The sequence below is a fragment of the Verrucomicrobiia bacterium genome, assembly GCA_036268055.1.
In the GTDB taxonomy this organism is placed as follows: Bacteria; Verrucomicrobiota; Verrucomicrobiia; order Limisphaerales; family Pedosphaeraceae; genus DATAUW01.
In genome coordinates, this window is sequence record DATAUW010000037.1 from 22,238 (window position 1) to 38,214 (window position 15,977).

At 55.8% G+C, this 15,977-nt stretch carries 6 protein-coding genes; 3 read left to right on the plus strand and 3 right to left on the minus strand.

Going from position 1 to position 15,977, the window contains the following annotated elements; translation table 11 throughout:
- Nucleotides 1-61: 61 nt before the first annotated feature.
- From VH413_18980 to VH413_18990, 3 genes are all read right to left on the minus strand, one after another.
- The gene (locus VH413_18980) at nt 62-886 is read right to left on the minus strand and encodes a prepilin-type N-terminal cleavage/methylation domain-containing protein (GenBank protein ID HEX3800786.1); all 825 of its coding nucleotides are present in this window, start codon (nt 884-886) and stop codon (nt 62-64) included.
- Nucleotides 887-953: 67 nt separating this feature from the next.
- Nucleotides 954-3,659: an Ig-like domain-containing protein gene (locus VH413_18985; protein HEX3800787.1), complete on the minus strand. Its 2,706-nt coding sequence runs from the start codon at nt 3,657-3,659 to the stop codon at nt 954-956.
- 318 nt (nt 3,660-3,977) lie between these two features.
- Entirely contained in the window at nt 3,978-9,530 is a 5,553-nt protein-coding gene (locus VH413_18990) for an Ig-like domain-containing protein (GenBank protein ID HEX3800788.1), read from the minus strand.
- Between the two features lie 288 nt (nt 9,531-9,818).
- On the opposite strand from VH413_18990, the gene VH413_18995 reads away from it, so the two are divergent.
- The 3 genes from VH413_18995 (at nt 9,819) to VH413_19005 (ending at nt 15,976) form a co-directional block, all read left to right on the plus strand.
- Complete coding sequence (locus VH413_18995) at nt 9,819-12,737, plus strand: glycosyl hydrolase (GenBank protein ID HEX3800789.1); 2,919 nt, start codon at nt 9,819-9,821, stop codon at nt 12,735-12,737.
- A gap of 211 nt (nt 12,738-12,948) precedes the next feature.
- Nucleotides 12,949-13,503: a DUF2911 domain-containing protein gene (locus VH413_19000; protein ID HEX3800790.1), complete on the plus strand. Its 555-nt coding sequence runs from the start codon at nt 12,949-12,951 to the stop codon at nt 13,501-13,503.
- Between the two features lie 31 nt (nt 13,504-13,534).
- Nucleotides 13,535-15,976, plus strand: a complete 2,442-nt coding sequence (locus VH413_19005) for a PIG-L family deacetylase (GenBank protein ID HEX3800791.1) — start codon at nt 13,535-13,537, stop codon at nt 15,974-15,976.
- Nucleotide 15,977: the final 1 nt, after the last annotated feature.

A 15,977-nucleotide genomic window follows, 5' to 3' on the forward strand; every position in this document is an offset into this window, starting at 1 on the left:
CACCCTAGTGCTATGAAGGCATCAACGCTAATCATAAAAAGCAAATCCGACATTGCTGGCATCAATGAGAGGTGGTCCGCAACCGCAGCCATTCAAGGTCGCCCGCCGTCAAATCAAAATATACCGAAGGAGCAGGCGCGCTTTTCAGATTGAGAACGGAATTGTCCTTCCACGTTTTGATTTCCGCGTGGCCATCGCCAAAAGACAATCCGCCCGCTTTGTCGTGATAGCTTGCCGGAATATCCCACCACAGCGTCGGCGTATTCAGGCTGCAAACGAACCAGCCGTCGTTGATGCTGTACGGATTTTCATCTATATACATCCAATATTGGGAAGGTCCGCCGGGCATGTTATCCAGCGTTGATTCTTTCGAGACTTCAATCATCGGCGTGCCGCCGGCCACGAACGGACTGATCGAATTTGGCCCCTGGTCCATGCCGTTGATAATGGGCGCGCCCATCCACGCATTCATGGACATGCTACGAATGGTTGGCGCGCCAGTGTTCTGCGGGAAATTGGCCGTTCGGCGGTCGGCTGGGCATTTGTAAATCGCGGCGCTCTTATTATACGGATAAAGCAATCCATTGACGATCTCCACGGGATTCGTGTTGCCCGGCGCGGTGGTCACGCTTCCCAACACCCAACTGTTCGCGGTTGGCGCGCCTTGTTGATTAAGGACGACCATATCATTGTTATCGCCGGTATAAAGAATCTCGCTGATCTGTAATTGCCGGAGATTATTGATGCACTCAATCCGTTGCGCGCGCGTCTTGGCCCGCGCCAAAGCGGGAAGCAGCAGCGAAGCGAGGATGGCGATGATCGCGATCACTACGAGCAACTCGATCAACGTAAATCCAATCCTATTCCGGGACGTTAATTTTCTCATATCTTTTATCTTCCTGCAAATAAACCGCAATCCGCTCTGCCTTGCCTGTTACCGCGCAACGCGCAGCTTAATATTTCATGCGATAGAAAACCACCGGGCTCGCCGGGTTCACGGTGATGACAACCTGATTGGTCAAAGTGGATCCCGCGACATCCTGCCAGGCGCCACCGAGACTATTGTTCAAAGAATCGGACTGCGATTGCAACGTCCAGCCGATGTGGTCTGCCGGCCACGAGAGTGTTAATTGGTTGCCAACCAACGTCGTCGTGATGTTCACCGGTGTGGGGTTGACACCAGTGCCAATAATCATGGTATTGGTGCTTCCGATGTAAGTTGCATCGCCGGAGTAAACAGCGGTTACATTGTAAGATGCCGGCACCACGGCGGGCGTGCTGTTCGCCATTCCATTCGCGACAAGCATCGAGCTTTGCAAAATACTGTTGGTCGTGAACGTGATCGTGCCGGAAGGCGCGGTCGTTCCGCCGTTCGCATTGATTGTGGCCGAGAATTGCGCCGCATCCCGCACGGTCGCCGGAATGACATCGGTATCACCAGACGGCGTGCTGCCCGCGAGCGAAACATCGTCAATCAACACGCCGCCGTAATCATTTGTAACTCCACCCGTCGCGGCGAATATTTCAATCAGCGCATCCACGGCGTTGGTCGGCGCGATGACCGAGCCCACATTGATTTGCGTCCAGGCATTGGTGGTGGCTGCGAAATCGGAGAATCCAATCGCTCCAACGATGGCGCTGTTCATGTCCAGCCAGGTGAGTTTGTATCTCTGCACATAACCACCGGCTGGATTGCGGCCTTGCGATTTGGCCCAGAAAGAAAACTGGTAGGCAGTTCCGCCTGCGATTTGAGAACCGCCCATGTTCAGAATATTCTGTTGAAGATCGCAGGTCTGCGCCGCCGCGCCGGAATTGGTCACGAACAGGGACATAGACTCGGTTCCAGTGTGAAAGTCCGCCGTGGTGAGCATCGGTGGCTGCGATCCGCCACCGATCCAATAACCCGCTCCACCAAAACCATCACTTGTCTCAAATCCGCCGTTCAAGACTTGCTCGGTCGAGACCGGAAGAATTTCCACGACCTGGTAAAACGGCAATGGAGCAAAGTCGAACACTGAAGTGACATTCGTGCCAAAAAGTATGTTACCCAAGTTATTCCAGCTAAATCCGTCGCTCGAACTTTGCGGCTGATAATAATTCGTGCTGACAGCGTTCCAACTGACTTGTTTTCCCGGCGTGATCGAAAGTGCAAGGGTCGTAGGAACGGTCGGCATCAGATTCGCTCCAACTACATCCGCGAAGGTATTGCCCGCGCGAATTTCATCCAATGTGATTTGGATGCCCGCCTGATGCACAATGCCGAGCACGCTCAGCGCTCCGATGCCGGTCAGCCCTCTTGTGACCGTGAAATCAGGCGCGGGAGGTGTGCCTTGCCGTGCAGTCGGATTGCTATAGACAGCGACGCTGCTGAGCGAGCCGCCACTGTAAGTGAGTTGAAGCACATAGAAATTATTCGTGTTATAAATCTGGGTCGTCTGGCTGTTAGGGGTCAACTGGGAACCCACTGCCGTGAAACCGCTGACGGTCGTTAGCGCCGGTTCGCCGAATGTCGCTTGAAACTGCTGGTAGGCAAACATCACGCCCTTGCCGGTGCTGTCTTCCAAAGCGAAACCATCACGATTGCCGCCGTTGTCGCCGCTTTGATTGAAAATAAAACTCACCCACACGCTGCCCACGCCCGACGGCGGATTGGCCAGGCTTTCCAACTGGTAGAAACTCGAAGATTGCAGCGCGTTATCCGCCACCGCCAGGCCGGGATAAGTCAGGCCTGGCACAATCGTGCCAGCGGCTCCGCACGACCAGTTGCCGGTGAAACCTGTGCCGGTCGTGGGTGTCCCGCTGCTAAGCGAATCATAATTGAACGGCTCGTAAGCGCCGAAAGCGGGCGCGGGAGCGTTCGTCACGGTGACATCTATCACAGACGACGTGGCGATGTTTCCACTGCTATCGGTCGCAACGGCTTTAAGTGCATGTGAACCGGCGGCAAGGCCGGTTTCGATAAAACCAAAGGGTGAATTCGTCGCATTGCCGACGATTGTATTGTCTACGTAAAAGGCGACGTTGGTGACCGTTCCAGGGCTGACTGACGCCGTCGCGTGAATCGTGAAGTTGGAACCGACCACTTCGTTATTAGTCGGGTCGGTGATGGCGACAGTTACCGGAGTTACACCCACGACGACCACAGCGATATTGTCATAATTTACCGTGGAGTTCGGCCCCCAGAGCGGGACGATGTTCAAATGCGTGGCGCCCGGATTGATACGATAAGTGAAAGAGTAAGTCGCCCAATCGGTCGTTCCGGACAACGGATACATGTTACCGCTGTCACTGATGATGGCGGTATCCGTCCAAGATTCGATCTTAAGGCCGCCGATGTTCTCACCGGAAACAATCTGCATATCCATCAAAAAAGTGTAAGTCTGTCCGGCGACGAGACCGAGCGACGCAAGGTCTTGCGACGGCGGGTTGACATACGCAATGCCGCCGAACGATCCGGCATCGGAAATCTGCACGCATCCGTTAGGATTACCGCCGGTGGAAAGAAAGGAGATCGAGTCGCCGCCAAACATATTCCCCCACGGTCCCACGTCGCCGTTGGGTGATTCAAAATCCCCATCCATGACTAAGTTGGTGGTGTTGGTTGCACTGGCAATGCTGACCGTGGCAAGAAGGGCCAGACAGGTGATTAATCGTTTCATGCGGCAGTTGGTTCCGGTATTGATTGGCTCTGTTTTCTTTTAAATCGCCATTCGATCACACGCACCGGCCACGTTGCACGACGAGCCGTTGCGGCAGACTTGAATGGCTAGATTGACACTATACGAGCGGCTTGATGGTTGTCCAGCTACCCAACTGGGTAGTAATTCAACGTGTAAAATCACCTCGATTTTGTTGATTATCCTGTGCGAAATTCATGTTCGTTGCGCTCGTCGTGGTTCGCGAAAAAGAAACGGGCCCGCAATTTGATGCAGGCCCGTGTCTTGTTTTATTTTTTCTGGTTCGCTGGTTGCTGGCCCTCAATATTTCATCCGGTAAAATACCGTCGGACTGTTTGGATCAATGGTGATGGTCACTTGGTTGGTGGTAGATGAACCGTCCACGTCGAACCAGTTGGTTGTGACTCCCGTCGTCAGGCTGTTGGTCTGGGCTTGCAACGTCCAACCGGTATGATCGGCCGGCCATGCAAGCGTGAGTTGGTTGCCGGAAACCGTCGTGACGAGGTTCGTCGGAGTGGTGTTGATCGGATTGACGATGACCAGCGAGTTAGTCACGCTGCCGTAGTAATTCGTATCCACCACTGTGCCGATGACTTCATAAGTCCCGGCGTTCGTCGGCGCATCCGATGAACCGTCGTAGGTAATGTCCACGGTCAACCCCGGAGGCACGGTTGTGGCTGTGACGCTCTTGGCCGTTCCGTCGAAGGTTTGACTCAGATTGCCCAGTGTCACTGTAGCGAATGACTTGCCGACCACGACTTGATCGAAAGTCGTTCCGACCCGCCATTCATCCACTGTCGTGGGCAAACCAGTCCGCATGCCAAGGGTCGTGATGCTGCCGATGCCGCCCAATCCCGACGACATCGTGAAGTCCGGTGCGGGAGCGCCCTGCCCGGTCATCGGATTGGAATAAAACGAGACGTTGGTCAACGCTCCGTTGGTATTGAAGTCCAGGCGCATCACATACAGGTTGGCCGCCGCGTAAGTCTGGGGCGTTGCGCTCACGCCGAGTTCTGAGCCAACCGAATTATAGCCGGTGATCGCGTCCACGGAAGGTAAGCCCGTCGTGCCACCGAATTGATGGTACGCGAACATTAAGCCATTGCCGTTGTGGTCAAGCAACTGGAAGCCGCCGCGGTTGCCGCCGAAGTCGCCGCTTTGCGAATAGAGGAAGCTCACATACACCGTTCCACTGAAGAGCGGGATTGAGAGGTTCTCATATTGATTGCCGCTCGCTACCTGAAGCGCGCTGTTGCTGGTGAAAAGATTGGGATAGCTCAATCCGTCCACGATGGTCGCGCCGTTCGTGATCATCCAGTTACCGGTGAAGCCTTCCCCGGTGGATGGCGTGCCATTGGTGAGCGAACTGTAATCGAACGGCTCGTAGGCGAGCGGTGTGCCTGGCGCTGTGCCCGCCACTTCGATGGAATCGGGACTTTCGCCGCTGTCGTTTACCGCCGACACCGTGTAGAAATAATTGGTGCCGATGGCAACGGTCGTGTCCGTGAAGGTGGTGTTAGTAACTCCAGTGCCCGCCGGCAATGTCACTTCAGTGCCACTGGTCGTGGAGCGTTTCACATTGTAACCGGTTGGCGCGCCCAGCGCGGCGGTCCAGGAGATCGTCAAGCTCGTGTAATTAGTCGTCACGGTTAATGCGGTCGGAGCTTGTGGCGCGCCAGTGGGTGTCGCCGTTGCTTCGCTGGAATTCGCGCCCTGCCCGCTCGCATTGACACCCGCTACGACATAATAGTAAGTCGTGCCGCTGATCGCCCTGGTGTCGGTATAGGAAACGGTCGGTGAAGTTACCGTGTCAATGCTCATATAACCCGAGCCACTGACAGTCGAACGCTCAATAGTATAGCTGCTCGCCCCGCTCGGCCCGCTGGATGCCGCCCAATTCAGTGTGACCTGATTGGCTCCGGGCGTGGCGGTCAGACCAGTGGGAGCCGCCGGGGGCATCGCGGCAACGGCTTCCGGCGAGTCAGGACTTTCACCGTTCGCATTGGTGGAGGAAACGGTGTAGTAATAAATATTTCCATTCAACGCTGTGGAATCGAGGAAGGTCGTTCCAGAAGTTGTGAACATCGTCGTCTCCGAACCGCTGCTGATCGAGCGTTTGACATTATAACCAGTCGCCCCTACACCGATGGACCAACTCAAACTGACTTGGCCGTTGCCCGGCGTTGCTGTCAGTTGCGCAGGCGCTGAAGGCGCGGCGGTCTGAGGCATGGCCGAAACTTCCGCGCTGATGGGACCAACGCCACCGGCGTTGGTCGCCTGAACCACGTAATAGTAAGTCGTGCCGCCGGCCGCCGTCGCATCGAAATCTGAATTCGTCGGAGAACTGTTTGTCTCGGTATAGACTCCAGAGGTTGTGCCGCGCAAAACGAGATACCCGCTCGCGCCACTGGTGGCGTCCCAAGTCAAACTGACTGAATTGACTCCGGCCACTGCGGCCAATCCCTGCACCTGTCCCGGCGCGGAAGCGGGCGCGGCGCTCGCTTCGTTGGAATAGAAACCCTCGCCAGCGGAGTTGGTTCCTGAAACTTCATAATAGTAAGTGACACCATTGAGGGCAGTCAGGTCGGTGTAATTCGTGGTTGTCGTGGTGTCAAAGTTCGTCTCCAAACCGCTAACGGTCGAGCGTTTCACATTGTAACCGGTGGGACTGCCGGTTGCCGGTGCGGTCCAGGTTAAAACGACTTGTCCACTGCCCGGCGTCGCGGTCAATCCAATCGGTGCCGATGGAAGCGGAACACCCACGACAGAGGCAAACGTGCTGCCGGTGCGAATCTCATCAATGGTGATCGCCTCGCCGGAAGGACTATCCACGCCAAAGGTGTTAATGGCTCCGATGCCAGTCAGGCCCGTGACGGTAAAGTCCGCCGTCGGCACGGTAGATTGTCCCGCGGTCGGGTCCGAATAGACAGCTACATTGGTAAGCGCGCCGGAAGCGTTGTAAGTCAATCTGAACACATAGAAGTTAGGCGTGTTGTAAGTCCGAAGCGTCGCGCTCTTGGTGCTCAAGGTAGAACCCACGGTGTTGGTCGCACTAACATTCACCAGCGAAGGAAATCCCTGGGAACCACTGGCCTGCGTGTAGGCGAACATCAGTCCTTTGCCTGTGCTGTCTTCCATCAGGAAACCGCTGCGATTGCCGCCGTTGTCTCCGGCTTGCTGGAAAATCACGCTGACCCAAACCACCCCGCTCGAAGTCGTGCCGGCGAGGCGTTCGATCTGGTAACTCGCATTGTTTTGAAGCGCCTGATTGCTCGTCGGAAGATTGGCGTAAGCCAAGCCGCCGACAATCGTTCCCGACGCGCCGCAAACCCAGTTACCCTTAAAGCCTGTGCCGGTGCTGGGAGTTCCGTTGGTCAGCGCGCCCGTGGCGTAATTGAACGGTTCGTAAGCATTGAAGTTCAGCACGCCGGTTACATTGACCACCGCCGAAGTAGTCGTCTGCCCAATGTCATCAGACGCCACCGCAGTCAACGAGTGCGCGCCCGGCGAAGTCACGTTCCAGGTTGCGCTGTAGGGGTTCGTCGTGGAATTGGCCACCAGCGCGCCGTCCGCGTAGAACGCGACATTCGTGACGGAATGATCGTCGGCCGCCGCCGCGCCCAATGTCACGGTCGAGCCAATCAACAACGCGCCACCCGTGGCGGGATTGGTCAGCGTAACCGTCGGCGGCAAATCCGCCGCCGTGACATTCACGATCGCGGAAGTAACCGAGTTGCCATTGCTATCCATCGCCACGGCGTCCAGCGTGTGCGCGCCTGCGGATGTGCCGCTCACCACAAAAGTGTAAGGCGACGAAGTCTTGTTCGTTACCAGAGTTGAATCCAGGTAAAGCGCCACGTTCGTGATCGTGCCCGGCGAAACCGACGCAGTCGCTGTGACGTTGAAATTATAAATACTCACCGATTGATTGTTGGTCGGAGTCGTAATGGAAACGGAAGGAAGCGTTCCAGTGACATTCACCACGGCGGAAGTTGTGCTTTGCCCGGCATTATCGGTCGCCACCGCTGTCAGCATGTGCGCACCCGGCGTGGCGATCCACACCGCCGTGTAGGGATTGGTGATGGCATTGCCGATGGATTGCCCATCCACGTAGAAAGAAACATTCGTAACTGCGCTATCGTCAGCCGCCGATGCTCCCAAGGTAACGGTCGAGCCACCGAGAAATAAACTGTTATTCACGGGGTTAGTGAGTGTGACCGAGGGTGGCAAGTCTGCCGCCGTCACATTCACCACGGCGGATGTTACTGAATTACCATCGCTATCAATCGCGACCGCTTGCAACTCGTGAGCCCCGGCCGATGCGCCACTCACAGTAACGGCGTAAGGCGAATTGGTCTTGCTCGCGAACAATACGGTGTCCAAATAGAAATCCACATTCGTGATGTTGCCCGGTGACACGGCCGCATTCGCCGTGACGTTGAAATTATAAATGCTGACCGCCTGGTTGTTGGTCGGGCTGGAAATGGAAACCACCGGAAGCGTGCCGGTGATATTCACGACTGCTGAAGTTGTGCTCTGCCCGGCGCTGTCCGTCGCCACGGCGGTCAACGCGTGAGCGCCGGAAGTCGCAATCCACGCCGCACTGAATGGACTGTTAGTCGCATTGCCCACGAGCGTGCCATCCACGTAGAAACCGACATTGGTTACCGAGTCGTCGTCAATGGCCGACGCTCCAAGTGTTACTGAGGACCCGGTGAGAAATTGATTTCCAGTGGCCGGATTGGTCAGCGTCACCGTGGGAGACAAGTCAGCCGCGGTGATGTTGATTATCGCAGATGTGGCAGTATTTGAGCCGCTGTCCGTTGCCACTGCATACAATGTATGAGCGCCCGCCGACACGCCGCTCGCCGTGTAAGTATAAGGCGCGGATGTGAGGTTGGTGACAAGTGTGGAATCCAAGTAGAACGTGACATTGGCGATTGAGCCCGGAACCACTGCCGCATTGGCGTTGACGTTGAAATTATAAATGCTCACGGTCTGATTATTTGTGGGACTCGTGATGCTCACGTTTACCGGAACCAGTGAAACACCAACAACATCGCCAAATGTCGTGCCCACGCGAAATTCGTCCAGCGTGATTCCCATCGCCGAACCGTCCGCCAAACCGAAATTGACGAGCGACCCAAAACTCGGCAGCCCCGACGAAACCGTGAAATCTGCCGCTGGCGCCGTACCCTGTCCGGCGGTTGGATTGGAATACACCGATATACTGGAAACCACGCCAGCCGTGTAGGTGAATTGCAAAACGTAAAGATTGGTGTTCGCATAAGTCTGCACGGTTGAACTCGTCTTGAGTTGCGTTCCCACCGTGGTCGTGCCACTCATCGCCATCAAACAAGGCTCACCCTGGGTTGAGCCGAATTGCTGGTACGAAAGCATCACGCCCACGCCGCTGCTATTCTCCAGGAACACGCCGCTGCGATTGCCGCCGTTGTCACTGTTTTGCTTGAAAAGAAAACTCACCCACACACTTCCCGAGCTGGGCGCGCCCGCGATGTGCGTGTAGAGGTTGTTCGCGCCGAGCGCCGAAATGGATTTTCCCGCCACCGGCAGACTGGGATACGCGTCGCCGAAAGAGTTAAGCGTCAGTGCGCCCCCGCTCCAGTTGCCGGTGAAACCACCGCCCACACCCGTGCTTTGGTCCGGCGTGCCCGAGGGCGCGGCAGTAGTCGTGTTGAGTTGCGAACCGGTATAGTTCATCGGGTCATAAGCGACGAGTGTCGCTTTGGCATTTGACACGAAAAAGGCCAGGCCAATGCTGCTGAGGAGAGCGACACCGAGCCGGAGGAGCCATGTCCGGTTCACACTAAAGTTCGAGGGGATTGTTTTCATGATTCCGATATGTTGGTTTGCGCTATTATTGGCGTCGTCGCAAACGTCTGCGTTCGCGCCGTAAGACGATTCGACCGCAGGATGCAACGGGTAATTCCGCACGGTATCAAACGACGGCTGTAACTGACTAGCTCCCCAAATGGGTAGTAATTCCGTGAAAGAACGCGCTGTTGTCAAAGTCACACTAACGGCCGCCTTAGTAAGTCTGATTTCATGCGGCTAATAAAATTCACTCGAAAGAAGAGAAGACACGTGATGGGAAAATTCGTAACCTAATCGGGAAGAAAATTGAAAAAACCGGATAAAATTTACGCCGCTTGCGTCAACGTGATCTTACTCCTGCTAACACTTACCCTGTTCTCATGCCTTCCAGCCGTCGCACAAGTGGAAACGCAACCGGCTTTGGAAGCAGGCTGGACCAATCCACCCAATGCCGCACGTCTTCGCGCGTATTGGTGGTGGCTCAACGGCAACGTGACGAAGGCAAGCATTTCCCGCGATCTGGAAGAAATGAAAGCGAAAGGCTTCGGCGGCGCGGTGATCGTTGATGCCGGTGGCGCTGAACAGGAGGGCAATGGTCGCGTGCCGCACGGCCCCGCATTTCTCACGCCGGAATGGCGCGAACTTTTTAAACACACCTTGCGCGAGGCCAATCGCCTTGGCCTGGAAATGAGCCTTAATATCCAAAGCGGTTGGAATCTCGGCGGCCCGATGGTCACTGCGGATGATGCCGCAAAAAAACTCGTCTGGTCGGAATTGCAAATCACCGGCCCCACAAATTTCACGGCTTCGCTCCCATCACCCAGGGCGCGCGAAAATTATTATCGTGATTTATTCGTCGTGGCGTATCGCCTCCAGCGCACCGGAACTGGACATGCAACGCTTCAAAATTGGCAACAGAAGGCGCTCTATAAAACGCTGGAACCTTCCTCGGCGCCAATCTCGACGCCGTTGTTCCAGGAAACTCCAATGGCTGCGGGCGAAGAAGACACGCACAGCGGCGAAGTGATTGACCTCACTGCAAAATTGAATTCCGCTGGCCAACTGGATTGGAGCATCCCTGTTGGCACATGGCAAATCCTTCGGTTCGGCTGCACTATCGGCGAACATTCCTATGTCTCGACTTCCAGCGACGGCTGGAAAGGCTTCGCGATTGACGTCTTCGATGCCGGCGCATTCCAGCGTTATTGGGATGCGGTAGTCGAACCGCTCATCGCCGATGCCGGACCGCTCGCGGGCAGCGCCTTGAAATATTTGCACACGGATAGTTGGGAAGTGGAGGCAGTTAATTGGACGCCTACCTTGCGCGCCGAATTTCTGAAGCGCCGGGGTTACGATCTGCTGCCTTATCTGCCGACCCTCGCTGGACGGATCGTCAACGATCGCGAATTGAGCGATCGCTTTTTGGCGGATTACCGCAAGACGCTCGGCGACCTCGCGATTGATAATCACTACCGCCTCTTTCGCGACAACGCCCACCGGCATGGTTTGGAAATTCATCCCGAGTCCGGCGGACCGCACGCGGTACCGATTGACGCCCAGCGCTGCCTCGGCTGGGACGATGTTCCCATGAGCGAATTCTGGGCGTGGTCGTGGATGCACCGCATCGGCGATGAAAACCGTTACTTCGTCAAACAACCGGCCTCGGCGGCGCACACTTACGGCCACGTCATCACGCAGGACGAAGGCTTCACCACCATCGGGCCGCATTGGCAGGAAACCATTTGGGACAATCTCAAACCGTCGTTCGACAAAGCGATCTGCGAAGGCATGAACCGACTCGTGTGGCATGCGTTCGTTTGTTCGCCCGCTGAAATGGGCGTGCCCGGCCAGCAATATTTTGCGGGGACACATTTGAATCCGAATGTCACGTGGTGGTCGAAGGCCGGACCGTTTTTGAATTACATCAACCGTTGCCAATTCATGATGCAACAAGGGCTTTTCGATGCGGACGTCTGCTATTACTACGGCGACCATGTCCCCAATTTCTCGCAATTAAAAAAATCCGATCCCGCGAAAATCCTGCCCGGTTACGATTACGATGTCATCACCGAGGAAGCCTTGTTGGAACGGATGTCGGTTCGCGATAAGCGGCTGATGCTTCCCGACGGGATGAGTTATCGCGTGCTGGTATTGCCGGATCGCGCAATCATTTCATTGCCGGTGCTGCGCAAATTGAAGGAACTCGTCGCGAATGGCGCAACTGTGATCGGCCCCAGGCCGGTTCAAGCGAGCGGCCTGCAAGGGTATCCCGAAAGCGATGCGGAGGTGGCGAAATTAGCCGCCGGTATCTGGGGTAATTGTGATGGAAAAAATGTGACTGAATTTTCGTTTGGCCAAGGGCGAATCATTTGGGGTCGGACCGCGCGGGAAGTCCTGCGGGCCGATGGCATCCAGCCTGATTTTGAATTTAGCGGAGGCGGAACAAACACCGACATTGATTATATCCACCGCACGGCTGGAAATACGGAAATCTATTTCGTCGCCAACCGCTCGAAGCATTCAGAAAATCTGCTCTGCCAATTTCGGGTGGCCGGCAAAGTTCCGGAATATTGGAACGCGGTTTCCGGCGAACATTATTTCGTGGACGGCAGCGCTGAACCGGACGGGCGCACGAAGGTCGCATTAACGCTGGATCCTTGCGGTTCCGGGTTCGTGATTTTTCGCGGCACGAATGCGCCAGCGAATATCCAAGCCGGTGGGAATTTTTTGAAATTGTCTCCGCGCACGGAACTTGAAGGGCCGTGGACGGTAAATTTTGATCCGAAATGGGGCGGACCTGAATCGGTGGAATTTCGGCAACTGGCAAGTTGGACGGCGCGGCCCGAACCCGGCATCAAATATTATTCGGGCACGGCCATTTACAGGAAGCGTTTCGATTTGCCGCCCGGCGGGGCAAAATCCGATTCGCAGCTTTGGCTTGATCTCGGGGAAGTCCATGAACTGGCTGAAGTCCGATTGAATGGAAAAAATCTTGGAGTGCTTTGGACACCGCCGTTTCGCGTCAACATCAGCGACGCGGCCACGCCGCTGCGTAACGAACTCGAAATCGAAGTGGTAAACTTTTGGCCGAACCGAATCATCGGCGATCAATCTCTCCCAGCGGCGCAGCGCTTCACCCGTACGAACATTCGCAAGCTCACGGCAACGACCGCCCTGATGGAGTCCGGTCTGATCGGCCCGGTGCGGATTTTGGCGCAGCCTTGAGTTTGTATTTCAGACTGTGGCTGGCTTTTTTTTAAGAGGTTGTTGCTGGAACATTCTTTGCGTTTTTCCGTCATATAGAGAACGAGAATCGAGAAAGAAAAGGCCAGAAATTTTTTTGAATTGAAACGAAAGTTGACGGAACCCAAATACGTATTACGCTAGGGCCCGGTTCCTTAACGAAACACATTGTCACGAAGAGACTTTGAATCCTATGAACAGATTAAAATCCATTCTTATCGTCGCGGCACTCATCATCACCTCACTGCCCTTGATGGCGCAGCAAAAACGCGTCAGCCCGCATGAAACCATCAGCGCGGTCATTGGAGGAAATCGCGTCATAGTTATATATGGACGCCCCTACTCAAAAAATCCCAAGAACAGCGAGATTCGCAAAATCTGGGGCACGCTTGTTCCTTATGGCCAGGTTTGGCGCACTGGCTCGGACGAAGCCACGCTGCTGATCACGCAAAAGCCAATCGTCTTCGGCGAAACTACAATTCCTGCGGGAGCTTACACCCTGTGGACGTTGCCCACGGAGGACGGGGCAAAATTGATCATCAATAAACAAATCGGCCAATGGGGTGTGGGACCAAATTCCTATGACGAAAAACAAGATGTCGCGCGAGTGGACATGAAAAAAGAATCTGTGGATGCGCCGGTGGATCAATTTACGATGGCGGTTGAAAAAAATCCCTCGGGCGGCGGAGTAATCAAGTTGACTTGGGAAAACACCCGCTTCTCAGCGCCGTTCACCGTTCAGAAATAGTCTAATCGCTTAGCCGCACGCGGCCGATTTTATGAATTTGAGAAAGGCCGTTTTTTTTTGCGCACTGATTTGCGGATTATTTTTCAGCCGAAGTTTAACGGCCCAGGTTTCCGATTCTTCGCAGGCTATTCTTCATGACCTGCAAAGTTTTCGCCAGATGGGCAGCGTGCTTTATGTCGCTGCCCATCCCGACGATGAAAATAACGAACTGATCGCCTACCTCGCGCGCGGACGGGATTATCGCACGGCTTACATGTCACTGACTCGCGGCGATGGCGGGCAGAATGTGTTGGGGCCGGACTTCGGCGAAAAGCTGGGCGTCGCACGCACCCAGGAATTACTGGCTGCCCGGCGCGTGGATGGCGGCAGGCAATATTTTTCTCGCGCGGTAGATTTCGGTTTCTCTAAGGACTACCGTGAGACACTTGGCTTCTGGGACAAACAGGGAGTGTTGTCGGACATCGTGCGCGTCATCCGCACTTTTCGTCCTGACGTGATGATCACCCGTTTTTCCACGATACCCGGCGGCACGCACGGGCATCATACCGCGTCCGCCATTCTCGCTTTGGAAGCCTTCAAACTCGCCGGCGATCCCAAAGCCTTTCCCGAACAACTCGGAGAACTCACCCCTTGGCAACCCACGCGCATTCTCTGGAACGGTTCAAGTTTCGAGAGCGGAAAAAATGGCACCAACGCGATCACCATTAATGCCGGTGGCAAAGACCCCGTGACCGGAGAATCATTTTCCGAAATCGCCGCGCGCAGCCGCTCCATGCACAAGACTCAGGGTCTCGGCGGCTTCAGAGGGCGCAACGGTGACGGCCCCCGTACCGAGCGATTCCAACTCCTCGCCGGCTCGCCAGTCACCAACGACATCCTCGACGGCATCGACCCCACTTGGAGTCGCGTGTCCGGCGGTACGCCCATTCGCGCGCAATCCGACCAAATCATCGCGCAATTCAACCCACAATCCCCCTCCGCCAGCGTCCCCGCCTTGCTCGAACTGCGAAGCGTTCTCTCCGCCTTGCCAGTCAACGATCCCGTCGTCGCAGAAAAACGCGCGCAACTCGATCACATTATCCAATCCTGCCTCGGCCTCGAATTCACAACGTCCTTCTCACCGTCCGAAGTCGTTCCCGGCGAAAAAATCAACGTAAGTCATTCTGCCATAATTCATTCCAGCGTTCCCGTGCGCTGGGTGGCCGTGCGTTACCCCGGTATCAAGGGCGAAGCCCGCAAAGGCGTTGAACTCCACGCGAATCAATCAGCCTCCCTCACCTCCACCGAAACACTGCCCGCCGGCACGCCCTTGACCGAACCTTACTGGCTCCGCAACGAAGGAACCGTCGGCATGTCCCGCGTGGATGATCCTTCGCTCATCGGCCGTCCGGAAAATCCATCCGCGTTTCCCATCGAACAAGTTTTTGAAGTCGGCGGACAAACGATCACCGTGCCCGACGACTCCGCCCGTCTCGACGTGATCCCGCCCGTGTGGCTCCATTTTGTTTCTGACATCGCGTTACTGACTCCCGGGACCTCGCGTTCCGTCGCAGTTGAAATCACTGCCTCCCGCGCTGGCGCGAAGGGCGACCTGCGATTGGACGCACCCACCGATTGGAAAATTTCTCCCTCCAAACAATCGTTCCACCTGGCGAAAGTTGGCGAACATGCCCAATTTGAATTCACCATCACCGCCCCGTCTCACGCTGCCACCGCAAAAATTATCGCCAGCGCGGAAGTCGGCGGCGTGCGTTATCAAAACCAGCACGAGGTCGTTTCCTATCCGCATTTCCCGCGCCAGTTGCTCCAGCCGCTGGCGAGCACGAAAGCGCTCAGTGTTGATCTCGCGACTCGCGGTCACACCGTTGGATATTTGCCCGGCGCGGGCGACAGCCTCGCCGAAAATCTCCAACAGATGGGTTACTCCGTCACGCTGCTCGATGACAATCTCACCCCGGAAAAATTGCGCGGACTGGACGCCATCGTCATCGGCGTTCGCGCCTATAATGTCCGCACCAACATCGCCTCGGAACTGCCCGCGCTCTTCGCCTATGCCGAAAACGGCGGCACGGTCATCGCCCAATACAACCGTCCCACCGGTCTGCTCACGAGCAAACTCGCCCCGTATGAATTGCATCTCTCCGGTGAGCGCGTGACCGACGAAACTGCGGCGGTGACTTTTCTCGCGCCCGAACATCCGGTCTTGAATACTCCCAATAAAATCACTGACGCCGATTTCTCCGGATGGATTCAAGAGCGCGGAATTTATTTTCCCGACCGATGGGATGACCATTTCATACCCATTCTAGCGTGCCACGATTCCGGCGAATCACCGCTCAAGGGCAGCCTGCTCGTCGCGCAATACGGCAAAGGCTATTTTGTTTACACCGGCTTGGTTTTCTTCCGCGAACTTCCCGCTGGCGTGCCCGGGGCCTACCGCTTGTTCGCCAACCTGATCTCGCTCGGAAAATGAA

What these genes read in the sequence shown, in the direction of transcription:
- VH413_18990 (HEX3800788.1), bottom strand. Translation starts at nt 9,530, where the DNA reads ATGAAAACAATCCCCTCGAACTTTAGTGTGAACCGGACATGGCTCCTC.
- VH413_18980 (HEX3800786.1), bottom strand. Translation starts at nt 886, where the DNA reads ATGAGAAAATTAACGTCCCGGAATAGGATTGGATTTACGTTGATCGAG.
- VH413_19005 (HEX3800791.1), top strand. Translation starts at nt 13,535, where the DNA reads ATGAATTTGAGAAAGGCCGTTTTTTTTTGCGCACTGATTTGCGGATTA.
- VH413_18985 (HEX3800787.1), bottom strand. Translation starts at nt 3,659, where the DNA reads ATGAAACGATTAATCACCTGTCTGGCCCTTCTTGCCACGGTCAGCATT.
- VH413_19000 (HEX3800790.1), top strand. Translation starts at nt 12,949, where the DNA reads ATGAACAGATTAAAATCCATTCTTATCGTCGCGGCACTCATCATCACC.